The organism is Pelagimonas sp. (assembly GCF_058892305.1).
Genome location: NZ_JBZXVN010000007.1, coordinates 103116 through 125628, shown reverse-complemented (window position 1 = coordinate 125628; position 22513 = coordinate 103116). Strand labels below are relative to the sequence as shown.

Here is a 22513-nt window from a genome sequence, read left to right as displayed (position 1 = left end):
ACAAGCGCTGGACCACGGCGCTTTGCGTGCCTAACCTGCGATCATGTTTGCATATTTAACCAAACGCGTGATTGCACTCTGCCTCAGCCTCGCTGTCGCGTCTTTGGTCATTTTTCTGGTCGTCGAAGTCGCGCCGGGCGATCCCGCGAGCTACATGTTGGGGATCAACGCGCAACCCGACACAATTGCGGCGTTGCGTTCCGAACTTGGACTCGATGTTCCAAAATACCAACGCTACTTGAACTGGGTCGGCGGAATGTTGGTTGGTGATTTTGGCACGTCCTATACTTACCGCAGCCCCGTGTCCGATATGGTGGCGGATCGTTTATGGATTTCCTTGCCGCTTGCGATCATGGCTCTTTGCCTGTCCACGATCATTGCGATTCCGGCCGGGGTTCTTGCCGCGTCTCGCCGTGGCAAGTTTGCGGATGCCGGGGTTATGACGGCCACACAGCTTGGCGTCGCGATCCCAAATTTCTGGTTTGCGATGCTGCTTGTTGCATTGTTTGCCATCAAATTGCGCTGGTTTCCGTCGGGCGGGTTTCCCGGTTGGGATGATCCGGTCAAAGCGCTCACTGCGCTGACTTTGCCCGCCGTTGCCTTGGCCTTGCCACAGGCCGCGATCCTGACGCGTGTGATGCGGTCGTCCTTGATCGATATTCTGGGCGAAGATTTTATGCGCACCGCCCGTGCCAAAGGACTTACGCGCCGTCAGGCGCTTTGGCGGCACGGGTTGCGCAATGCGCTAATCCCGGTTCTGACCATCATTGGCCTACAGTTTTCGTTCCTTTTGGCCGGTGCGATTATTATTGAACAGGTGTTCTACCTGCCCGGCCTCGGACGTTTGGTGTTCCAAAGCATCTCGCAGCGTGATTTGATCGTCGTGGAAAGCGTCGTCATGTTGTTGGTCTTTGCCGTGATCACTGTCAATTTTATTGTCGACCTAACTTACGCGCTGGCTGACCCTAGGTTGAGGCGATCGGCATGAACAGAAACCTGATTGTCGGTCTCGTCCTCACCTGTCTCTTTATCGTAGCGGCCTGTGTGTCCTTTGTCTGGACACCGGAAAACACGGAATCGATGAATATTTCGGCGCGGCTGCACCCGCCGGACGCGGTGAATTGGCTTGGGACGGACCACTTTGGGCGTGATCTTTTGTCGATGGTCATGGTCGGCGCGCGCACGTCAATAGCTGTTGCCTTGGTTGCGGTTGGTATCGGCATGGGCTTTGGCGTACCGCTAGGGTTGGCCGCAGCGGCGGCGCAGGGTGGAATGTTGGACGAGTTGATTTCGCGCCTCAACGATTTGATTTTTGCCTTTCCATCGCTGGTCATAGCCATCCTGATTACGGCGGTTTTCGGGGCCGGTGCGATAAACGCAATCATCGCCATTGGGGTTTTTAACATCCCGGTTTTTGCGCGCTTGTCGCGTGGGGCGGCGCTTAGCCTCTGGCAGCGCGAGTTTATTCTAGCGGCGCGCACGGCGGGCAAATCCGTGACCCGGATCAGCGTCGAACATATCCTCCCAAACATTGCGAACTTGCTGATCGTACAAGGTACGATCCAGTTTTCGCTCGGCATCTTGGCCGAAGCGGGCCTATCTTATGTCGGCCTCGGGGCGCAACCACCCTTGCCGTCTTGGGGGCGGATGTTGGCAGATGCGCAAACCATGGTTTCACTCGCTCCGCATGTGGCCATTGTGCCGGGAATGGCAATTGTTCTGATGGTGTTGGGCCTGAACCTTTTAGGTGACGGTTTGCGTGACGCGCTTGACCCGCGTTTGCAAGCGAGGCGGGCGTGATGAGCGTGCAACCTGAACCCACCCACTTGCTCGAGATCGACAGGCTATCGGTTTCGATTCATGCCAGGGTGATCCTAGATCAGATTTCGGTACAGATATCCGCCGGAGAGATTGTTGCTTTGACCGGAGAGTCCGGCTCTGGGAAATCCATGACAGCCTTGTCTGTGATGGGATTATTGCCAAATCAAACAGAGGTCAGAGGTGCCATTCGGCTTGATGGACAAGACCTTTTGACCCAAAGCGAAGCCGAACTCTGCGACATTCGCGGTCGCGACATCGGCATGGTGTTTCAAGAACCAATGACCGCTTTGAACCCGGTGCGCACGATCGGGGATCAGGTGGCCGAAACGATCCGTGTCCACACCAATGCCTCGCGGTCCGATGCATTGGCGCGCGCGGCCGAGGTGCTAACCCGCGTTGGTTTGCCCCAAGACCGGTTTCCGCTTGGCCGCTATCCGCACGAATTGTCGGGCGGGCAACGCCAAAGGGTGGTGATTGCCATGGCAATCGCCTTGCGCCCCAGACTTTTGATTGCTGATGAACCGACCACGGCTCTTGATGTCACAACGCAGGCGCAAATCCTTGATCTGCTGCGTGACCTTAGCCGGACCGAGGGCATGGCCGTGATGATGATCACCCATGACCTTGCCGTTGTGTCCGATATGGCGGACAAAATCGCCGTTATGAAATCGGGTGAAATTGTCGAACAGGCCCCGACGCGGCAATTGTTCGCCAATATGACCCACCCCTACACACGCGACCTGTTCGAGGCCTCGCGCCATCAGGCCAATATGCCCGATCCGATCAAGGCCCCGGCGTTGTTGCAGGTTCAATCGGTGTCTTGTGACTATCCGCTGCCCCGGCCGCATCCCTTTGCCAAACGTCCGGCTTTTCGGGCCGTTCGGGATGTGAGTTTCGAGCTCCAAGACGGAGAGCGTGTTGGCCTTGTCGGTGAATCGGGTTGTGGGAAATCGACCCTAACACGGGCGATACTGGGGTTAAGCGAAACGACAACCGGGACAATCCTATTCAACGGAACACCGGTTTTTTCGCATGGCCAGCCCAATCCGGATGTTCAGCGTCAGGTGCAGGTGGTGTTTCAAGACCCCTACGGAAGTTTCAACCCCCGCCATCGGGTGCGACGCCTAATCACCGAACCCTTTCACCTATTGCCAAACCCGCCAACCGGCGCGGATCGGGAAAAGGCCATCGCCAAAGCGTTAAGTGATGTTGGTCTGTCGCCGGAGGATGCCGACAAGTTTCCGCACGCCTTTTCCGGTGGTCAGCGCCAGCGGCTTGCGATTGCCCGCGCTCTTATCATTCGGCCAAAGCTTATTGTTTTTGACGAAGCGGTTTCGGCGTTGGATGTGCGGGTACGGGCGCAAATCCTTGATTTGATGGCGGGCCTGTGCCGCCAATATGGCTTGGCCTATCTGTTCATTTCGCATGACCTTAGCGTGGTGCGCTCAATCACCGACCGGGTGTTGGTGATGCAGCGAGGCGAGATCGTTGAACAGGGCGCAACCGAACAGATTTTCCAATCGCCTAGACATCCCTACACTCAATCCTTGATTGCCGCCGCACCGCAATTGCCCGAACTAGGAGACCCAAATGCTGCCTGACCTTCCCTTTGATCCAAGCCAGCTGTTGATAGGTGGGCAATGGCGAGACGCGTCTGACACTCTCGCGCTGACAAACCCGTCTGACGGCTCCGATTTGGCGCGTATTGCCAAAGGCACTGCAGCGGAAGTTGATTTGGCGGTGCAAGCGGCACAGCACGCATTGGACGGCGACTGGAGCAGTTTTACCGCCGCAGAGCGGGGGCGTGTCCTGACACGGTTGGGGCAGTTGGTTTTAGAAAACGTCGAGCTTTTGACGACACTAGAATCGCTGGATGTCGGCAAGCCCACCAGCCAAGCGCGTGCCGATGCCGTGGCCCTTGCGCGTTATTGCGAGTTTTATGGCGGTGCGGTGGACAAATTGCATGGCCAAACCATTCCCTATCTCAACGGTTATACCGTTTACACATTGCGTGAACCGCATGGGGTGACGGGGCATATCGTGCCGTGGAACTATCCAATGCAGATCATTGGCCGCTCGGTTGGGGCGGCTCTTGCGATGGGCAATGCCTGTGTTTTGAAACCGGCCGAGGATGCCTGTTTGACCGCTTTGATGTTTGCCTATTTGGCAGAACAAGCTGGGCTTCCAGCCGGGGCGTTGAACGTTGTGCCGGGCCTTGGCCGCGAGGCTGGGGCGGCCCTTGCCGGTCATCCGGGAGTGCAACATCTAAGCTTTACCGGCTCGGTTGCGACGGGGGCCATGGTGCAACAAGCGGCGGGGGCCAATGTTGTGCCGGTTACGTTAGAACTTGGGGGGAAATCACCGCAAATCGTGTTTGAAGATGCTGATCTGGATGCGGCCTTGCCGTTTCTCGTGAACGCGGGGCTCCAAAACGCCGGGCAAACCTGTTCGGCCTCCTCGCGCATTCTGGTGCATAGCTCGCGATTTGATGAGGTGTCGACACGTATGGGGGACGCCTATCGCGCCAAGCGGATTGGACCGGCGGACACAGACCCAGACATTGGCCCGTTGATCAACGCGACACAACGTGACCGCGTGATGGCGTTCTTGGACGGCGCATCGGATTTGCCGGTGTTGGCCGAGGCAAGCGTTTCGCCCGATCTGCCGCTGGGGAACTATGTTCCGGCCCGACTGTTTGGCCCCGTCAAACCGGAGCACCCAATGGCGCAACAGGAAATCTTTGGCCCGGTGCAGGTTATCATTCCATTTGAAACCGAAGACGAGGCCGTCGCCATCGCCAATGGCACCGATTATGGCCTTGTTGCCAGTATCTGGACCAAAGACGGCGCACGCCAAATGCGGTTGGCGAAACGGCTCAAGTCGGGTCAGGTCTTTATCAACAATTATGGGGCCGGTGGCGGGGTCGAACTGCCCTTTGGCGGGATTGGGAAATCCGGTCATGGGCGCGAAAAGGGATTTGAGGCGCTGTTTGGGTTTTCGACTTTGAAAACCGTTGCGGCGTTCCATGGGTAGGAGAGAGCGATGAGACTTGAGGGGAAACGCGCCATTGTCACCGGTGCGGCGTCGGGGTTTGGTGCCGGGATTGCCAAACGATTTCTGACTGAGGGCGCACAGGTTGTTGTGGCCGATATCAACGGGGCCGCGGCCCAAGGTTTTGTGGCCGACAATGGTGGCATTGCGTGTACCGTCGACGTCGCCAGCGGCACGAGTGTCAAAGACATGGTGTCCTTGGCGAACGCCGAAATGGGCGGGGTTGATATCCTTGTCAATAATGCCGGAATAACCCATTTGCCGACGCCATTGGAAGACGTGTCAGAAGACGATTTTGACCGGGTTTTTGCAGTGAATTGCAAATCGGTCTACCTCACCGCCAAGGCGCTTGTTCCGCAATTCAAAGCCCAAGGCGGCGGGGTAGTATTAAACGTTGCCTCGACCGCAGGCGTGTCACCGCGACCGCGGCTCAATTGGTACAACGCGTCGAAGGGGTGGATGATCACCGCGACCCGCACAATGGCCGTTGAATTGGCGCCCGAAGGCATTCGCGTCAACGCTTTGAACCCGGTTGCGGGCGAAACGCCGTTGCTCAAAAGCTTCATGGGAGAGGACACGCCCGAAATACGAGAGAAGTTCCTGTCGACAATTCCGTTGGGCCGGTTTTCGACCCCAGAAGACCTTGCTAACGCCGCGCTTTACCTGTGTTCGGACGAGGCCGGCATGGTCACCGGTGTTTGTATGGAAGTTGACGGTGGTCGCTGTATTTAACAACATTTCGAACGCCCCGATGAAAGGCATATGATGACCCCCGGCCAACGCAATTTGATCACCGATATTCCTGGCCTCAAGGTTGGGAACGCCCAAGACCCAGACCTCAAGAGCGGCACAACTGTATTGCTGTCAGACGCGCCGTTTACCACCTCGGTCGCGGTGCATGGTGGTGCGCCGGGCACCCGTGAAACCGATCTTTTGGCCCCTGATAAATCTGCCCCCGGTGTGGATGCTTTGGTTTTGTCGGGGGGGAGCGCCTTTGGCCTTTCTTCGGCGCAGGGGGTGATGGATGCGTTGCATGAGCAGGGGCGTGGATTTCCGGTTTTGTCGGCGCGTGTTCCCATTGTTCCGGCGGCGATCATTTTCGACCTGCTGAATGGCGGTGACAAAGATTGGGGCGAAAACCCCTATCCGGCGCTGGGTCGCGCCGCATTGATTGATGCCAAAACGGATTTTGAAATTGGAACATTTGGGGCCGGGGCCGGGGCGCAAACGGCGATGCACAAAGGGGGTCTTGGCTCGGCCAGCCTTGTCTTGCCAAGTGGCGTGACAGTTGGGGCCTTGGTGGCGGTTAACCCGATGGGAAGTGTGACCACGCCGTCCGGGCATCATTTCTGGGCCGCGGCTTTCGAGGTGGATGGCGAATTCGGCGGGCTGGGCGTGGACCCAAAACCCGACCTCACCCTGCCGCCAAGTCGCAAGGTTCCTGCGATGGCCAGTCTAGGCAACACCACTATCGCGATTGTTGCCACCGATGCCGCGCTGGACAAGGCGCAATGTCACCGCATGGCAGTTGCGGCCCATGACGGAATGGCGCGGGCCATTGTTCCCGCGCATACTCCGATGGATGGCGACTTGGTTTTTGCCGCGTCAACCGGAGCCCGCCAACTGGATGATCCGGGCATTGAACTTGCCGCGATTGGTCATGCCGCCAGCCTATGTTTGGCGCGTGCCATTTCCCGCGCAGTTTGGGAGGCACAGCCCGAATCCGGTGACACTTTGCCGACTTTGAAACAGGATCTTGGCCTTATTTAAGGATCGGTGGGCTATCTGGGTCCGAACCGGGGGTGACGTGTTCAACCTTCTTCGGCTGCGGCGGTTCAGGCAGGTCAAAACGCAAGGCAACCCGTGCCAATTCAGCGGCCAAAATATCGCTGTCATCGACAAAGGTGACGTCTAGCACACCCGCCTCAAGCCCGGAAAACACCAGCGCCTCGTTCACGGCCCCGGCAAGGGCGCGCTGGGCCTCGGGGACCGAGCCGGTTACGCCCAACAAATGCCCTTGGGAGCCATCGTCATAGGTCACAGCGGCTAAATAGGCCGTGCGGGCCAGCCCCGCCGCGCTTGCCAGTTTTGTGTCTAGCGCGGTGATCAACGTGTCGGGCAAGCCACGCGGCGGCGATAGGCGTTCGGGGCGTGCTTCGCGCTCTTCTGGTCCATGATCCAAAGTGCCAGATAGCCATTCCAAGGCCTCTGGCGGCATCAGGAATTCGGAAGGGGCGACTTCGGGGTTCAGGGCCAAGCCGATGTTTTGACCGCTTAGCATTTGCGCCAACGCCCGGCCGGGCAGGGCGGCATAAGGAACCGCTCGACCAGCAAATTGTGAAATCCGGTCTTCGCGATCAAAGACCAAGACAAAAGATGCATCCTGAAGCTCGAACACTTCGGGTGAAATGCTATCGCCCTCTGGTTCTTGGGTGAGCATCAAGAACAGTTCAGCACTTGCCAAAGCATCGTAGAACCGCAACCGCGCGGTATCGTCTTGCGGGGCAGCGTCCATCGCCGCGTAGGCGGTATCGATCACAGTTTCAGTCATCCAGAACCTCTTGGATGCGGGCGCGAAGAACCGGCAAAAGCTCTGCCTCGAACCACGGATTGCGTTTGAGCCAAGCGGTATTGCGCCAGGACGGATGGGGCAAGGGGATCGCGTTGGGCAGAAAGTCGCGCCAACGCTCGACGGTGGCATTTACGCCCTGCGTACCCGGCAAGTGCCATTTCTGCGCATAGCCTCCGATCAGCAACGTCAATTGAACGTTTGGCATAGCCTCGAGCACCTGCGCTCGCCATGTTTTGGCGCATATCGCCGGAGGCGGCAGGTCCGATCCTTTTCGGTAGCCGGGAAAGCAAAATCCCATCGGTAGGATGGCAATTTCCGACGCATCATAAAACTGCGCTTCATTGACCCCCATCCAATCGCGCAGCCGATCACCCGACGGGTCGGTGAATGGTCGCCCGGATAGATGCACCTTCATTCCCGGTGCTTGCCCGGCAACAAGTATCTTGGCGTGGCTGGATACTTGCAAAACCGGGCGTGGAGAATGGCTTGTTTCGGTCAATGCAAACCGATCAGCACAGAGTAAACAGGCGCGAATGTCGTTCAAGAGGTCATCCATTTTCCTGAAATAGCTTGAAAACCGCGTTTGTGCACCCGTCATTTCGAGATTTATCGAAATAACTCTTGCGCCATCTCGTTATTTCGATAAGTCTAGAAATATGAAAATGATCGACTCACCCACACTCACCCTCGAAACCGCAGCGTCCAAATTTGCGGCCCTTGGATCGGAACAACGCCTGCAAGTGTTGCACACAATGGTGCGCGCCGGACCGGATGGGTTGTCGATCGGCGAATTGGGCGAACGGACCGGGATAACCGGGTCGACCTTGACCCACCATTTGAAAATTTTGTCGGCTGCCGGGCTGGTGAAACAAGAGAAAAAGGGCCGCAGCACAATATGCGCCGGGGCCGATTACGCCGAGGTCGAAGCGCTCTCGGAATATTTGTTGCGCCAGTGCTGCGCTGATTGCGACCAACCTGACAAGGATCATCGTCATGGCTGATATCACTCACTCTCAGGGGCCACGTTGGCCGAAACTGTCCAAGGCTTGGCTGGCTACGGCTGTTATTTTGCTGGCTGTTGCCCTGTTTGAAACGCATGAATTCTGGCCAACTGTTGAGTTCACCGCCAAGGCGCTTTTGAACACCGCGCCATTTATTTTGTTTGCGGTTCTGGCCGTCGCTTATCTCAAGGCGACGGGGGCGGAAAACCTCTTGGCCAAGGCATTTGAGGGGCGCGAAACCCGCATGATCTTTCTTGCGGCGCTTTTGGGGGGGCTGTCTCCCTTCTGCTCATGCGAAGTCATTCCCTTTATTGCGGCTCTCTTGGCCGTCGGAGCCCCGCTAAGCGCGGTCATGGCGTTCTGGATTTCGTCCCCCTTGATGGATCCTGCGATGTTTTCGATCACCGCAGGTGGCCTCGGCTTTGAATTCGCGACCGCCAAAATGTTTGCCGCCGTTGGTATCGGCCTACTTGGTGGGATGGGGACCATGATGTTGAAAAACACAGCCGTCTTTACCGACCCATTGCGCGAGAAACCGCAAGTCGGGGGATGTTGCGGTGTCAAAAAACCGTTTTCCGGCAAGCCACAGTGGACGTTTTGGACAGAGTCGGATCGGATCGAAACCTTTCGTAGCACGGCCCTAACCAATGCGCTGTTTCTGTTTAAATGGCTGACCTTGGCTTACCTTATTGAAGCGATCATGATCCGCCATGTGCCCGCGTCTCTTGTTGCTCAGCTGCTGGGTGGCGATGGGGTCCAGCCGATTTTGATTGGTGCCTTTGTTGGCATGCCGGCCTACCTGAACGGCTACGCGGCGGTGCCGCTTGTCAAAGAGCTGCTGGCAATGGGCATGGCACCTGGTGCGGCGATGAGCTTTATGCTCGCCGGTGGCGTAAGCTGCATCCCGGCCGCCATCGCGGTTTGGGCGCTGGTCAAACCCAAAGTGTTTGCCGCCTATCTTGGATTTGCACTTGTTGGGTCGGTGATTGCAGGCCTCGCATGGGGGGCCATAGCCTAAAAAAGAGCATCCTAGAGGGACCGAAGCCGCCGTTCAGTTGCTTGAGCGGCGGCCATAATGTTGTGTGATGGGCTTGCTTCGCGTTGCCCTAGAGGTAACACTCCGTTAAATCCATCCGAAATCCACGCTATTCGGCCTTTGAGGAGACCTCATGTATCGCGTCTGGAACTTCCTGACTAACTATTCACTGCTTTTGATTTTCGGTGCGTTGATCGCGCTCGTATGGGCAAACCTTGATGCTTTGGCACCAGTGGCGGGACAACCGCATTATTGGGCCGATACCTATCACCACTTTGTCGAGTTTGTGATTTGGGATCATGCACCTATCGGGCATATGCACGATGGGCACCGTACACTGACCCTGCATTATTTGGTGAACGACGTCCTGATGGCGTTGTTCTTTGCCATTGCGGCAAAAGAAGTCTGGGAGGCGGTGATACTCGAAAATGGCAGCCTGCGCGGCAAGAGGGCGGCGACACCGTTGTTTGCCACAGCAGGCGGTATGTTTGGCCCGATTGGTGTTTATCTTGGACTGGCGGCAATTATGGGGTCCGATACATATAATGCCGTTGCCAACGGTTGGGCGATCCCAACCGCGACCGACATCGCGTTTAGTTATCTGGTCGGGCGTTTGGTCTTTGGCGCGGGTCACCCGGCGGTTCGCTTCTTGCTTTTGCTTGCGATCGCAGATGATGCAGCTGGCTTGATCATTCTGGCGATTTTCTACCCGTCTGGCGATTTGGCCCCTGAATGGCTGGGTCTGTCTTTGTTTGCTGCCGTTGGTGTGTACATTCTTGCCAACTGGCTACCGCGTCGTATGGATCGCGGGAATCAGGACCGTCCAAATTCGACGTGGGTGCGCAAATACTTGTCCTTTTGGCCTTACCTGATAGCCGCATGTGCGAGCTGGTACGGCTTTATGATGTCCGGTCTCCACCCGGCGCTGGGCCTGTTGCCGATCGTTCCAACATTGCCTCATGCCGACCGGGCCTTTGGCATGTTTGCTGCGGCCGAAGCACATTTGACCGACCTCCTCAATATGGTTGAGCACGCGCTCAAACATCCCGTTGAGATCATTTTGTTCTTCTTTGGTTTGTTGAATGCAGGAGTTGAATTCTCGTCGATGGGCGATGCGACATGGTTGGTTTTGGCCGGTCTTCTGATCGGTAAACCGGTTGGAATCTTGCTGTTTGGTTGGTTCGCTGCTGTGCCGCTCAAACTTGGCATCCCGCAGGGGATGCGGATCATCGACCTTGTCGTCATTGGTTGTGTCGCGGCGATCGGCTTTACCGTCTCGCTCTTTGTGGCCACGGTCGCTTTTGACGCCGGTCCGGTTCAAGATGCTGCGAAAATGGGCGCGCTATTCAGCTTTGCGGCGGCAATTGTATCCATAATTGCAGGCAAAGTGACCCGCGTTCAAAAACAAGACATCTAAAAATCCGCGTAGAATTGTTGCGCATGTAGGCCCCGTTTTGGGGCCTACGTTGTTTTTGTTTCCAATTCTGGTCATAATATGGCCCTAGTCTGCACCTAGACCTAAGGAAAGCCCGCTAAAAGGGCGGTAACGAGCAGAGCCGGGGCAACCCAGATGTTGGAATTTGACATGGTCAGCAAGTCCTTTTGGACTGGAACGCAGCGCAAGGTTATCCTTGATCGCGCGTCTTTCCGTGTGAACTTAGGAGAGTCGCTTGGCATTCTTGCGCCAAATGGCACCGGCAAAACCACATTGATCAAGATGATGGCGGGCCTAGAGAAACCCGATGAAGGCGAAGTGCGTCGTGATTGCCGCGTGTCTTTTCCCTTGGGATTCATGGGCGGGGTTGTGTCTAAAATTTCCGCCCGAGAAAATGCGCGGTTCATTGCGCGCATGTACGGGCTTGATCCAGACTATGTCGAATCCTTTTGCCGTTGGCTTTGTGGTCTCAAAGAGTATTTCGACCAGCCTATCGGCACCTACTCCTCTGGTATGCGGTCTCGGTTTACCTTTTCGCTGATGTTGGCACTGGATTTCGACATCTATTTGATCGACGAAGGTATGCCCAACTCCACCGATGTGGAGTTCAATCAAAAAGCCGGGGACATCCTCGCAGAGCGGTTGCGGACAACTACGATCATCATCGTGTCGCACCAGCCGAAGATTTTGGAAAAATTCGCCCGCAAGGCCGCCGTCCTGATGGATGGCAAATTGCATATGTTTGACACCTTGGAAGAAGCGAAACAGCTCTATGACTACGAAACCCAAGGCTAAGAAGTTCCGCATCCGCCGGTCACCGGCGGCCGAAACTCCGGCAGCGCAGGCCGCTCCGCAACAGCAAGCTCCGGCGCAACCGCGTGCCGTTGGGCAACGGTCTGGTGCGGCTCAGGCGATTGCAGAACAACTCGCCTCCCAAGCCCCGCGGTCGGCAGCACCCCAACCACAGGCCCCACCACAGGCCCGGCCTCAGGCGCAAGCCCAAGCCCAGCCTCAGGCCCAAGCTCCTCAGCCATCTATGGCAGGGCAAGTTGAGACCGCCGCACAGGTCGCATCGGAAACAGACCTAGATGCCATTCGGCGCGAAGGGTTGACCGGACGCCAGTTACGAATGGCCCGCCGGGTTGCACAAAAGCATGGTTTGGCCCCGACGTCTGATTTTGACGCTGTTCGCTTGCTGCGCGTAAAGGGGATTGATCCGTTCCAGCGGACAAACATGCTCGAACTGGTCAAACCAGAAGAGGCCGACCAAGTTCCTCAAAAGCCCGACGGAAGGGTGCAACTGCCACAAACTGTGCAGCTTGAAAAGCAACAATTGCCGTCGACCGAAATGGCCAATCCGGCGGAGCGTCGTGCCATTGAGATCATGAAGATCCAAAAGGAACTTGCCGCACGGCGTCGCAAAAAGCAGATGCTTTTGCTGACACGGCTGACGGCCTTTGTTCTGCTGCCGACATTATTGGCCGGATACTATTTTTACGCTGTGGCAACACCGATGTATTCGACCAAGTCCGAGTTTTTGATCCTGAAAAACGACGGTGGCGGAGCGCAACCTAGCTTCCTTGCCGGGTCGCCCTTTGCAACGGCACAGGATGCGATTGCGGTGCAAAGCTATTTGCAGTCAAAGGACGCCATGTTGCGTTTGGATGCGGATGTTGGTTTCAAATCACATTTTACGGCTCAAGACATTGACCCGATTCAGCGACTTGAAGAAAACCCGTCTAACGAAGAGGCTTACAAGCTTTATAAACGTCACGTAGAAATCGGATTTGACCCGACAGAAGGTGTTATCCGCATGGAAATCATGGCCGCGGACCCTCAGGTTGCGACGGATTTCAGCCAGGCCTTGATTGGATATGCAGAGGAGCGGGTGGATAATTTGTCCCTTCGCAAACGATCAAACGCGGTTCAGGATGCCGAACAAGGTCTTTTGGATGCGGATAATTCGCGCCGCAACGCGCAGGAAAAACTGGTGCGCTTGCAGCAAGATTCCAATGCGGTTGATCCCGAGGCACAAATTGCGGCCCTTCGGTCGCAGATCAACACCTACGAATTGCAACTGCAAGAAAAACGCCTGCAACTTCAAGCGTTGCTAGACAACTCCCGTCCAAACCGAGCGAAAGTTGACGGTGCGCGCGGCGATGTTCGGCGACTAGAGGCATTGTTGGCCGAACTGAACGCCAAAATGGTCTCGGCGACGACGGGTGAAGATTCATTGGCCGAAAAAGCAGCGCAGATCCAGTTGGCACAAGCCGATTTAGCAACCCGAGATCTCATGTTACAGACCGCTTTGCAGACTTTGGAGCAAGCGCGGCGAGAGGCCTCGACACAGGCCCGCTATCTGACAACCTCGGTTGAACCGGTAGCCTCCGAAGATCCGTCTTATCCGCGCAAGTTCGAAAATACGGCCCTCGCGTTTCTGATTTTCGGTGGCATTTATCTGATGATTTCGCTGACTGCCTCTATCTTGCGCGAACAGGTTTCTAGCTAAGGCAATCATCTCAAAGCTCTAAAGCAAAGGCCGTTGCACTGTGTTTTCAGTGCCGCGGCCCATTGCTGTTACGCGTTTAAGCCCAGCTATAGACGGCTCGAATAATGCGCCTGCGACATTGACAAGATGAGGCCTAGGGGGCCATTTGAGCCCAAACAATCTGGGCAAAGGGCAGCTCTCATGAAAATCGCAATGATCGGCACGGGCTATGTGGGCCTTGTTTCGGGCGTCTGTTTTTCGGATTTCGGGCACGAGGTTATCTGTGTCGACAAAGACCCCAAGAAAATCGAGATGCTTGAGCGCGGCGAAGTGCCGATTTACGAGCCTGGCCTTGATGCCTTGATGGCGAAGAACGTTGAGGCAGGTCGGCTCAGCTTTACGCTTGATCTCAACGAGGCAATTGACGGGGCCGAGGCGGTTTTCATTGCGGTCGGCACGCCGACGCGGCGCGGGGATGGCCATGCGGATTTGACCTATGTAATGGCCGCAGCCGAAGAAATCGCCAAAGCGGCCAGCGATTACGTGGTGGTTGTGACCAAATCCACTGTGCCCGTCGGCACCAATCGTCAGGTCAAACAAACCATCGCCAAAGCCAACCCTGACCTCGAGTTCGATGTCGCCAGCAACCCTGAGTTCCTACGTGAAGGGGCTGCAATTGACGATTTCATGAAGCCCGATCGCGTGGTTGTCGGTGTGCAAAATGAGCGTGCCGCCGAAGTCATGGCCGAGATTTATCGCCCGCTTTACCTCCGCGAATTTCCGATTGTGACGACCGATTTGGAAAGCGCCGAGATGATCAAATATGCGGCAAATGCCTTCCTTGCGACCAAGATCACCTTCATCAATGAAATCGCCGCGTTGTGTGAAAAAGTCGGGGCCGATGTCAAACAGGTGTCAAAGGGCATGGGCATGGACAATCGGATCGGCAACAAGTTCTTGCACGCTGGCCCTGGGTACGGTGGTTCGTGTTTTCCAAAAGATACCAAAGCCTTGGCGCGTATCGGCCAGGAACATGCCAGCCCAATGCAGATCACCGAGGCGGTGATTAAAGTCAACGAAGAGGTCAAGCGTCGGATGATCGACAAGTTGCTTGATCTGTGTGGCGGCTCTTTCAATGGCAAGACGGTAGCGGTTCTGGGCGTTACGTTTAAGCCAAACACCGACGATATGCGCGATGCCCCGGCCCTAACCATTGTACCGGCGCTGGTTGGAGGCGGAGCCAAGGTGCGCACCTGTGACCCACAAGGCCAGCACGAAGGAGAGGCGTTGTTGCCCGGCGTGCATTGGATCGAAGACCCCTACAAAGCCGCCCAAAATGCCGATTTGCTGGTCATTTTGACGGAATGGAACGAATTCCGTGCACTCGATCTGAAAAAAATCGCCAACAAAATGGCCACGCCTCACATGGCCGACTTACGCAATGTTTATACGGTCAAAGACGCCAAACGTGCAGGTTTCACCGGCTATGAGAGCATTGGCCGCGAGGGGTTTACACGCGACTGAGGGGACGGCGCCACAGGTAACGGCAAATCATTTGCCGCCTCTGTGAGCGCCTCGCTTCGCATGTTAGGCCTTACGTGCCCGGGGGGGCACGAATGCTGAGGATTTTATGATCCGCTTATTTGCCATGGCGCTTGTCGCTGTGTTCGGTTGTGTCCACTCCGTCTCCGCCGAAGGGCGTGAGATGCTTGGCCATGGACGGCTGGTTTCCAATGATCTTCTGGGCGATTTCAAAGACCGTTGGCAATCTGGGTCTGTCGCTTCGAGCCGTGTCGTAGGATATGGGTGGAACGGGTTCTTGCCGGACCAACCCTTTGATATCTTGGAATATCGCTTGGGTGGTCAGGTCATAACGCCCGAAAATTTCCGCAATCCTGAAGACGGGGACCGCCCCTTTGCCGGGGCTTTGTCGCTGGGACTACACACACATTTTCAACGTGGTGGTACCGAGTTTGCACTAGGTGCGGATTTGGTCGTGACTGGGCCCCAAACCGGTTTGGGGGATTTACACACCGCAATACACGATGTGTTGCAACAGAACCCGGCGAAACCGTCGGTACTCGATGACCAAATCGAAGATGGTTTTCACCCGACGTTTGTTGGAGAAACCGGTCGTCAGTTTGCGGTCGGGCAAGGCGTTATCAGACCGTTCTCTGAGCTGCGTTGGGGCGCAGAAACCTTGGCGCGTGTCGGGGCGGACCTCACATTTGGTCCGGTCGGACAAGGCGAGCTTTTGGTCCGTGACCCGGTGACGGGGCAGCGTTACCGAAGTGTTTATGAGTACGTTCCGGGCATGTCATACGTCCTTGGCGGTGACTTGGCTTGGGTCGATAGCAGTGTCTTCCTCCCGGAGGATCGTGGCTATGCGGTTGAGGAAACGCGGACGCGCCTTCGCGCCGGGATTCATTGGCAAGGCGAGCGCAATGCAACTTTTTTCGGTGTCACCTATTTGTCCGAAGAGTTTAAAGGGCAAGACGAAGGCCAGATGGTTGGATCAATTCGGTTACGCGTCAAATTTTGACGCTAGATAGAATCAGAGAGTGTTGCGGAGGAAACACACATCTAGAAGTTGAGATTATTTCAGCATTATTGCGGGCAATCAATGACTTCCCAGCCCGCAGCCAATTCGTTAACTTATCCTTAATAAAATAAAAAAACGAGGCAGGCAGACAGGTATGGGAACGGGCTATCGAGGCACGTTCGTCATTTCTTGGTCGCAGACGGAAATAGACGGTCTTCAGGCCGCACCACCGTCATCACTTACCGTCGGGGCCGCATGGTCTTGGCTGGGTGAAGCTGTTCGGGTTGATGGACCTACATCAATCTTGCGGCTCGATCAGGCAGATGGCGAAGCCGATATTCGAAGACGCGCAGCGCGCATGGTCAGACGCCTAGTTGGCGCGGCCGTGACACATCAGCCGCGTGTAGACACGGTTGATGTTGAACACCCGCTGCGCGACAGCAGCTTTGTTGTGACGGACGGCAGTCAAAGCTACACCGTCACATTGATCGAAGTTGGTGATGGCGCGCGGCCTTTGTTGATGTTCCTTGATGAGTTGCCGCCAAAGGGCCGTGAACTCTGGGTTGTCCATCACAATATCGAAGCGGCACGCGGCCAGGCCCCGGGTGAGCAAGCCAGCGGGGTGATTTGTTTTACGCCGGGCACCAAAATCATGACACCGCACGGTGCCATTGCGATTGAAGAGTTGCGCGAAGGTGACATGGTGCAAACCAAGGACAGCGGCGCACAGCAAATCCAATGGATCGGCAGCCGCCGTATGACCGGTGCGCGTCTGTTTGCGATGCCGAAACTGCGCCCGATCCGTATTCGCCCTGGTGCCTTTGGCATTGGTGAGCCGGATGAGGAAATCATCGTCTCGCCCGAACACCGGATGTTGGTCAAAGGGGTCGTTGCTCGCGCGCTCTTCAATACGCCGGAAGTGTTGGTCGCAGCGCGGGATTTGGTGAATGGAAACAGTGTGGTACGTGATACGCAGCTACGTGAAGTCACCTATGTCCATATGATGTTGCCACGCCATGAAGTGCTCTTTGCGAATGGGATCGAAACCGAAAGCTTCCATCCTGCGAACACCGCGCTGTCGACAATTCATGACAATGATCGCTCGCGTTTGATCGAGCGTTTGCCGCAAGTGGCGGAAAATCCGCATGTCTACGGATCATACGCGCGGCGTAATCTGTCGAGCTCGGAAGCCGCGATCTTGCTCCACGAAGTGGCCTGACAAAGCGTCAGGCCCCGTCACTTATTCGCGTATTTCATCCGGGGAAACGCCCCAAAGTGCGGTTTTTGGAGCCCAGCCGTTGTAGCCGCCTGCGGTTAGGTGGCACCATGTTGCCCCGCATTCACCCAAGCGCGCGATCACACCGAGTTCGAGCTGAGCTTTGACTGGGGTGTTCGGGTCAGCTCGTTGATGTAATTGTAGAAAATCCTTTTCGACAATCACCGTGCGCACGCCCGACAAAAGCGAATAGTGCACCCATCCGCCCGCGCCATCGCGGTCGCGCACCCGACGCCAATGGCCGTGTTCGGCGGTGATCTCCAACGGCATGTCGCGGCGCTTGTATACCCAATCAATTCGATGGGTGAGAGACGGGCCGCGGCGTACGTTTCCTTCGTTCGCCTTCATCGACACAAAGCGTGGGAGCGGCAAATTGGTGACCGGCCCTTTGTCTTGTCCAGCTGCGACAAGATTGCCAAACACTATGAAAACAAGGCCAAAGGCCATGGTCTTCCAGAACATATTCGTTTCCTGCTCGCGATTATTTCGGCGGGGTTCTTGTGCCTCGTCCGATCCGGGTGCAGTTTAGCGGAACAAGGGGCAATCATGGAAGTTGGGGGAGAGCCTGTATGTCATCAAAACGTATAAGTGTTGTTGTGACGCGACGCTTGCCAGAGGTCGTAGAAACACGTCTGAAAGAGTTGTTTGATGTCTCACTGCGAGACAGCGACACCCCAATGACGCGCGACGAACTCGTCCAAGCTGTTCAAACAGCGGATGTTCTCGTCCCAACGGTCACCGACAAAATTGATGCCGGTTTGATTGGACAAGCTGGGCCACAGATGAAGTTGATCGCCAATTTCGGGGCGGGCTTTGATCACATCGACGTGTCGACAGCCCGTCAGCGCGGCATTTTGGTTTCTAACACCCCCGGCGTGGTTACCGAAGACACCGCCGATATGGTCCTTGCGTTGATGCTAGGCGTGACTCGCCGCATTCAAGAAGGGCTTGCCGTGATGCAGGCCGGTGATTGGCAAGGCTGGGCACCGACGGCCTTCCTTGGCGGTCGCTTGGGTGGGCGCCGATTGGGTATTTTGGGCATGGGCCGCATTGGTCAAGCCGTTGCTCGCCGCGCGGCGGCGTTTGGTATGCAAATTCACTATCACAATCGCCACCGCCTACGCCCTGAGGTTGAGGACAGTTTGCAAGCGACCTATTGGGATAGCCTTGACCAAATGGCGGCGCGCATGGACGTGATCAGCGTTAATTGCCCCTCGACCCCCAGCACGTATCATTTGCTTAACGCTCGCCGCCTTAAGCTCCTCAAGCCCAGCGCAGTGATTATCAACACATCGCGTGGCGAAGTGATCGACGAAAACGCTCTTACACGCATGCTCAAGGCCGGGGAATTGGCCGGGGCCGGATTGGACGTTTACCAACACGGCATCAAGGGGAACCCAGATCTGCGTAATATGCCCAACGTCGTGATGTTGCCCCATATGGGGTCGGCAACCGAAGAAGGGCGGGTTGAGATGGGTGAAAAGGTTATCATCAATGTCAAGACATTTGCCGATGGCCACCGCCCACCGGATCAGGTAGTGCCTGCGATGCTCTAGGCATCATTTGAGGGAACACATCATGGCCAATTGCGTTTTATGCAAAGCAGCGGAAACCGCGACGGTTGACGTGTTGGGGTGTGATGTCCCTGTTGACCTATGCGCGACATGCCGGGCTGGCGTCGATGACGGCCCCAAAGATGCGCCGCATTGGCAATGTTTGAACGACGCAATTTGGAGCACAGACGCGCCGGTCCAGGTTTTGGCTTACCGATTGTTGTCTCGCCTCGATGCCGCATGGGCGCGTGATTTGCTGGACATTGCCTATCTGGAATCTGAGCTTTTGGAGATCGCCAAGGCCGGTTTGCCGGATGAAAATGCCATCGTGCATCGGGATGTGAACGGAACGGTCCTACAAAACGGTGACACCGTCACGCTGATCAAAGCCCTGCCAGTCAAAGGGGCGGGGTTCACCGCAAAACAAGGGACTGCGGTGCGCAAGATTTCCCTTGAGATGGACAATGCCGAACACATTGCCGGCCGGGTCGAAGGCCAACGGATTGTTATCTTGACCAAGTTTGTGAAAAAAGCCTAACGGCGTCAGGGCGTTTGCGGTGTGAGGGTCAACTCGGGGAGCAGCACGCCAAAAGCGTTCTGTTCAAGGCCGAACCACGCAATTGCGGCCGGAATATCCTGCAAGACTTTGCAGCGCACCCGACTGGTTTCATCAATACGCGCTGCGTAATCGAGCAAGAGCGGATAGTGCCCGGTATTGCTGGTTACAATGGCAATGTCCCACGGATCCGCCATGTCGTCCCCGTCTGAAGCGACAAGATCAGCCATGACCGCCGCCGCGTCGTAAAACACCTTGAGTTCGTCCAAAGCACGTAGATCATTCAGGGCGTATTTCACCTTTTCTGCGCCGGGTGTTGCCAAAAACCTCTGGTATGCTGCGGACACATCGGCAACCGATACAGAACCGGTATAAACCGTTCGCAACAATCGTTGCTCTGAATAGACCTCAACCGAAATGGGCACCGTTTCATCCTTTGTGTTACACGATTGCCAAACTAAAGCCTTAGCTGGTCGACAGAAAACACACGACGTAGGGTGACTTTAGTTGGCGTCACCTCCTAGTGACATATGGGCCATAATCTGACCATGATCTGAGGCAAGTTTGTTATAGGGCGCTTCGGGGTGGCTGCCGTCGGTGAGGTGGTCGTTGAACACGCTGAAATACTCCATCTCACCTATGCGGCCTGCAAAATCCGGGTGAAAATGGCGAGACATGTAAATCTGGTCGATGCTTTCAAATACGCCACCAAAGGCCGTCGTATAAACCATGTCGCGCGCGGATTTACGCACAAATAGCTTTTCCGCCGAATGTAGTTTCCGAGCGGTGATGTCCTCGGTGATCTGTTCGTTTTCCGCATCGCTATAACGATCACCGGAATGCTCGGCATCGTGACGCAACATCCAGGCGTAATTCTTGAACGGGGTTTCGCCGGAGATGATCTCGGAGCTGACGGCATGTTCGCCGTCGTTGAAATCCCCCATGACCATGACTGGCCGACCAAGGTCGATCTCCTTAAGGATTTCTCGGCGCAGTACCCAAGCCTCGGCCATGCGGCGTAGCCCGGCGCGCAACGCGCCCATGGCGCGACCCATCGGGTCATATTGTGTAAGATCGGCCGGGCCAGGGCCGTCATATTCGCCCAGCTTGGATTTCAGGTGGCAGTTGAAAACCGTGATGATCTGATCCCCAACCGGGATGCGGGCTTTGAGGATTGGACGCGACACGCGGCGCAACCGGAAATGCCCGGCGTCGTCTTCCATTCCGCGCAAGGCGGAAAACGGGATGTCGAGCGGTTCGGCGAGGTCTTGGATGATCTCTGGCGGTTCTGCGAACCCGAACCGAGACAAGATCGCCAATCCGGGGCGACGTTGACCCGGTTCACCGCTGTCGGCGGCATTGGGGGCAAAGGCAACTTCGGCATCACGATAAGGCGCGACCGCCAAGCGCCGGAAAATGGCCTTGCGGTGATATCGCTTAGAACGATCCGGAACCGATGCCGCGTTCAAGGCATCTGCGCGTTCCGAGGCCTCATCCAGAACCGCTTGAAGGGCTTCTTCCTCAAAAATCTCCTGAAACCCGACAATATCTGCGTTCATGGTGAGCAATTGATCGGCCAACCAATCCTGTTTCCACGCGTATTCCTCGGGCGTGTAGGTTTGGAATTTGTAGTATTCCTTATCCGCACCAATCAGGTTTTTGACGTTGAAAGAGGCAATGGTGAATTGGGTCATGATGCGGCCTGTGCGATGCGTTTGAGTGTGATCATCATGATTGACGCCGAAGCGGCAAGAGGGAAAGCCACGATCAAACGGGTTTTGACTTTGGACTTGGTACAACTATAGATCATACGGGTAGTCTGATTTGAGGGTAGGATTTTGAAATTATTGATAAGTATTGGCCTGATTGCCTGTGTTACAGCCACGTTTGCGCAGGCCGCGCCCAGCGCACAACAAACATGTAAAAAGATGGTCTCAGAGGGACGTGCAGGCGGAAAAACCCAGCAACAATGCCATTGTATGTACCAAGTCGCTGATCAAACCTTGGATGATGACATCAAGGCGCTCATGTTTGACGCTTGGTACAATGGAACGAACAATATGGCGGCTTTAGAGAAACTGCCCGGTCGCGCCCGCGTGAAAAAGCAGTTGAAAAGAATGCAGAAAGCTTCGGTCAAATACTGTTCGTAACGGCATTTGGAAATCCGGAGACCGCATCAAACGGTCTCCGGTTGATCAGTGGATTTAGACGTCCTTGTAGCTGATTTCCTTGGTATCAGCGCCGGGGCCAACCTTGGAGCGGCGTACCAAAAGGCGGTTCAACGCCTGGATATAGGCCTTGGCCGAGGCGACAACCGTATCGGTATCGGCGGATTGGCCGGTGGCGATGTTGCCATCTTCTTCGAGACGAACGGAAACCGTCGCCTGCGCATCGGTGCCTTCGGTGACGGCATGAACCTGATAGAGCTGCAGGCGTGCGGTGTTGGGGTGCAATTCGCGCACTGCACGGAAGGTGGCATCAACCGGGCCGTCCCCTTTGCAGGTCGCCGTCACATCTTGGCCGTCGATCTCCATCTCAAGCTCGGCCTCGGCCTTGCCACCGGTGCCGCAAACCACCCGCATATTGACCAGCTTCAGCTGAGTCTCATCGTCCTCGGCGGTGGACACCAGCGCGAGAATGTCGTCGTCAAACACCTCTTTCTTGCGATCCGCCAGTTCCTTGAACCGAACAAAGATATCCTTGAGCTGGTTGTCTCCGACCTCAATTCCGAGCTCTTTGAGCTTGGCGCGCAAAGCAGCGCGGCCCGAGTGTTTGCCCAATGGCAAGGACGTCCCCGCCAGCCCCACATCTTCGGGGCGCATGATTTCAAAGGTTTCGGCGTTTTTCAGCATGCCATCCTGATGGATGCCGCTCTCGTGGGCAAAGGCATTTTTGCCAACAATCGCCTTGTTGAACTGAACCGGAAAGCCCGCGACAGTCGCAACACGGCGGGAGATATGCATGATTTTCTTGGTGTCGATATTGGTCTCAAACGGCATGATGTCACCGCGGATCTTGAGCGCCATAACCACCTCTTCGAGCGCGGTGTTACCGGCGCGTTCTCCAAGGCCGTTGATGGTGCATTCAATCTGACGGGCACCGCCTTCGACAGCGGCCAGCGCGTTTGCCGTCGCCATGCCAAGATCGTTGTGACAGTGCGTGGCAAAGACAACCTCATCGGC

Annotated in this window: 23 protein-coding genes; 17 read left to right on the top strand and 6 right to left on the bottom strand. The window is 56.1% G+C overall.

The window, feature by feature from the left end:
- Positions 1-43: 43 nt before the first annotated feature.
- The 6 genes from AC5EFR_RS03625 to AC5EFR_RS03600 are packed head-to-tail and all read left to right on the top strand — an operon-like array spanning position 44 to position 6642.
- Positions 44-988 carry an ABC transporter permease gene (locus AC5EFR_RS03625; RefSeq protein WP_493574597.1) on the top strand — a complete coding sequence of 315 codons (945 nt, stop codon included), beginning with the start codon at positions 44-46 and terminating at the stop codon, positions 986-988.
- Positions 985-1800, top strand: a complete 816-nt coding sequence (locus AC5EFR_RS03620; protein ID WP_493574596.1) for an ABC transporter permease — start codon at positions 985-987, stop codon at positions 1798-1800. The genes AC5EFR_RS03625 and AC5EFR_RS03620 overlap by 4 nt, the downstream gene beginning before the upstream one ends.
- Positions 1800-3422 carry an ABC transporter ATP-binding protein gene (locus AC5EFR_RS03615; RefSeq protein ID WP_493574595.1) on the top strand — a complete coding sequence of 541 codons (1623 nt, stop codon included), beginning with the start codon at positions 1800-1802 and terminating at the stop codon, positions 3420-3422. Before AC5EFR_RS03620 ends, AC5EFR_RS03615 begins: the two co-directional genes overlap by 1 nt.
- Positions 3412-4854, top strand: a complete 1443-nt coding sequence (locus AC5EFR_RS03610) for an aldehyde dehydrogenase family protein (protein WP_493574594.1) — start codon at positions 3412-3414, stop codon at positions 4852-4854. Before AC5EFR_RS03615 ends, AC5EFR_RS03610 begins: the two co-directional genes overlap by 11 nt.
- 9 nt (positions 4855-4863) lie before the next feature.
- The gene (locus AC5EFR_RS03605; RefSeq protein ID WP_493574593.1) at positions 4864-5604 is read left to right on the top strand and encodes an SDR family oxidoreductase; all 741 of its coding nucleotides are present in this window, start codon (positions 4864-4866) and stop codon (positions 5602-5604) included.
- 33 nt (positions 5605-5637) lie between these two features.
- Positions 5638-6642, top strand: a complete 1005-nt coding sequence (locus AC5EFR_RS03600; RefSeq protein WP_493574608.1) for a P1 family peptidase — start codon at positions 5638-5640, stop codon at positions 6640-6642.
- Here the strand turns inward: AC5EFR_RS03600 and AC5EFR_RS03595 are convergent.
- Together AC5EFR_RS03595 and AC5EFR_RS03590 are read right to left on the bottom strand one after the other, a co-directional pair.
- A complete protein-coding gene (locus AC5EFR_RS03595; RefSeq protein ID WP_493574592.1) occupies positions 6635-7423 on the bottom strand; it encodes an SseB family protein in 789 nt (262 codons plus the stop codon). The two genes, AC5EFR_RS03600 and AC5EFR_RS03595, sit on opposite strands and share 8 nt — an antisense overlap.
- A complete protein-coding gene (locus tag AC5EFR_RS03590; RefSeq protein ID WP_493574591.1) occupies positions 7416-8000 on the bottom strand; it encodes a uracil-DNA glycosylase family protein in 585 nt (194 codons plus the stop codon). The genes AC5EFR_RS03595 and AC5EFR_RS03590 overlap by 8 nt, the downstream gene beginning before the upstream one ends.
- A 100-nt stretch (positions 8001-8100) precedes the next feature.
- Between AC5EFR_RS03590 and AC5EFR_RS03585 the strand changes: the two genes are divergently transcribed.
- The 8 genes from AC5EFR_RS03585 (at position 8101) to AC5EFR_RS03550 (ending at position 17165) form a co-directional block, all read left to right on the top strand.
- The gene (locus tag AC5EFR_RS03585; protein ID WP_299926809.1) at positions 8101-8445 is read left to right on the top strand and encodes an ArsR/SmtB family transcription factor; all 345 of its coding nucleotides are present in this window, start codon (positions 8101-8103) and stop codon (positions 8443-8445) included.
- On the top strand, positions 8438-9463 hold the full coding sequence (locus AC5EFR_RS03580; RefSeq protein ID WP_493574590.1) for a permease: 1026 nt from the start codon (positions 8438-8440) through the stop codon (positions 9461-9463). Before AC5EFR_RS03585 ends, AC5EFR_RS03580 begins: the two co-directional genes overlap by 8 nt.
- A gap of 151 nt (positions 9464-9614) precedes the next feature.
- Positions 9615-10898 carry a Na+/H+ antiporter NhaA gene (locus tag AC5EFR_RS03575; RefSeq protein WP_493574589.1) on the top strand — a complete coding sequence of 428 codons (1284 nt, stop codon included), beginning with the start codon at positions 9615-9617 and terminating at the stop codon, positions 10896-10898.
- A gap of 153 nt (positions 10899-11051) precedes the next feature.
- On the top strand, positions 11052-11711 hold the full coding sequence (locus tag AC5EFR_RS03570) for an ABC transporter ATP-binding protein (RefSeq protein ID WP_493574588.1): 660 nt from the start codon (positions 11052-11054) through the stop codon (positions 11709-11711).
- Entirely contained in the window at positions 11689-13425 is a 1737-nt protein-coding gene (locus tag AC5EFR_RS03565; protein WP_493574587.1) for a KpsE/RkpR family capsule polysaccharide export protein, read from the top strand. The genes AC5EFR_RS03570 and AC5EFR_RS03565 overlap by 23 nt, the downstream gene beginning before the upstream one ends.
- Positions 13426-13605: 180 nt before the next feature.
- Positions 13606-14928, top strand: coding sequence for a UDP-glucose dehydrogenase family protein (locus AC5EFR_RS03560; protein ID WP_493574586.1), 1323 nt, complete (start codon positions 13606-13608; stop codon positions 14926-14928).
- A gap of 106 nt (positions 14929-15034) precedes the next feature.
- Positions 15035-15946: a lipid A-modifier LpxR family protein gene (locus AC5EFR_RS03555; RefSeq protein ID WP_493574585.1), complete on the top strand. Its 912-nt coding sequence runs from the start codon at positions 15035-15037 to the stop codon at positions 15944-15946.
- A 154-nt stretch (positions 15947-16100) separates the two neighbouring features.
- Positions 16101-17165, top strand: a complete 1065-nt coding sequence (locus AC5EFR_RS03550; protein WP_493574584.1) for a Hint domain-containing protein — start codon at positions 16101-16103, stop codon at positions 17163-17165.
- Positions 17166-17186: 21 nt separating this feature from the next.
- On the opposite strand, the gene AC5EFR_RS03545 is transcribed toward AC5EFR_RS03550, so the two are convergent.
- On the bottom strand, positions 17187-17669 hold the full coding sequence (locus AC5EFR_RS03545) for an SH3 domain-containing protein (protein ID WP_493574607.1): 483 nt from the start codon (positions 17667-17669) through the stop codon (positions 17187-17189).
- A 122-nt stretch (positions 17670-17791) separates the two neighbouring features.
- Between AC5EFR_RS03545 and AC5EFR_RS03540 the strand changes: the two genes are divergently transcribed.
- Positions 17792-18778, top strand: a complete 987-nt coding sequence (locus tag AC5EFR_RS03540) for a 2-hydroxyacid dehydrogenase (RefSeq protein ID WP_493574583.1) — start codon at positions 17792-17794, stop codon at positions 18776-18778.
- Between the two features lie 22 nt (positions 18779-18800).
- Positions 18801-19313, top strand: coding sequence for an alkylphosphonate utilization protein (locus tag AC5EFR_RS03535; protein ID WP_493574582.1), 513 nt, complete (start codon positions 18801-18803; stop codon positions 19311-19313).
- A gap of 5 nt (positions 19314-19318) precedes the next feature.
- On the opposite strand, the gene AC5EFR_RS03530 is transcribed toward AC5EFR_RS03535, so the two are convergent.
- On the bottom strand, positions 19319-19756 hold the full coding sequence (locus AC5EFR_RS03530; RefSeq protein ID WP_493574581.1) for a hypothetical protein: 438 nt from the start codon (positions 19754-19756) through the stop codon (positions 19319-19321).
- A 78-nt stretch (positions 19757-19834) separates the two neighbouring features.
- Entirely contained in the window at positions 19835-21025 is a 1191-nt protein-coding gene (locus AC5EFR_RS03525; RefSeq protein WP_493574580.1) for an endonuclease/exonuclease/phosphatase family protein, read from the bottom strand.
- Between the two features lie 144 nt (positions 21026-21169).
- On the opposite strand from AC5EFR_RS03525, the gene AC5EFR_RS03520 reads away from it, so the two are divergent.
- Positions 21170-21481 carry a hypothetical protein gene (locus tag AC5EFR_RS03520; RefSeq protein WP_493574579.1) on the top strand — a complete coding sequence of 104 codons (312 nt, stop codon included), beginning with the start codon at positions 21170-21172 and terminating at the stop codon, positions 21479-21481.
- A gap of 54 nt (positions 21482-21535) precedes the next feature.
- Here AC5EFR_RS03520 and AC5EFR_RS03515 read toward each other — a convergent pair.
- On the bottom strand, positions 21536-22513 hold a 978-nt coding region (locus AC5EFR_RS03515), incomplete at its 5' end, for a 2-isopropylmalate synthase (RefSeq protein WP_493574578.1).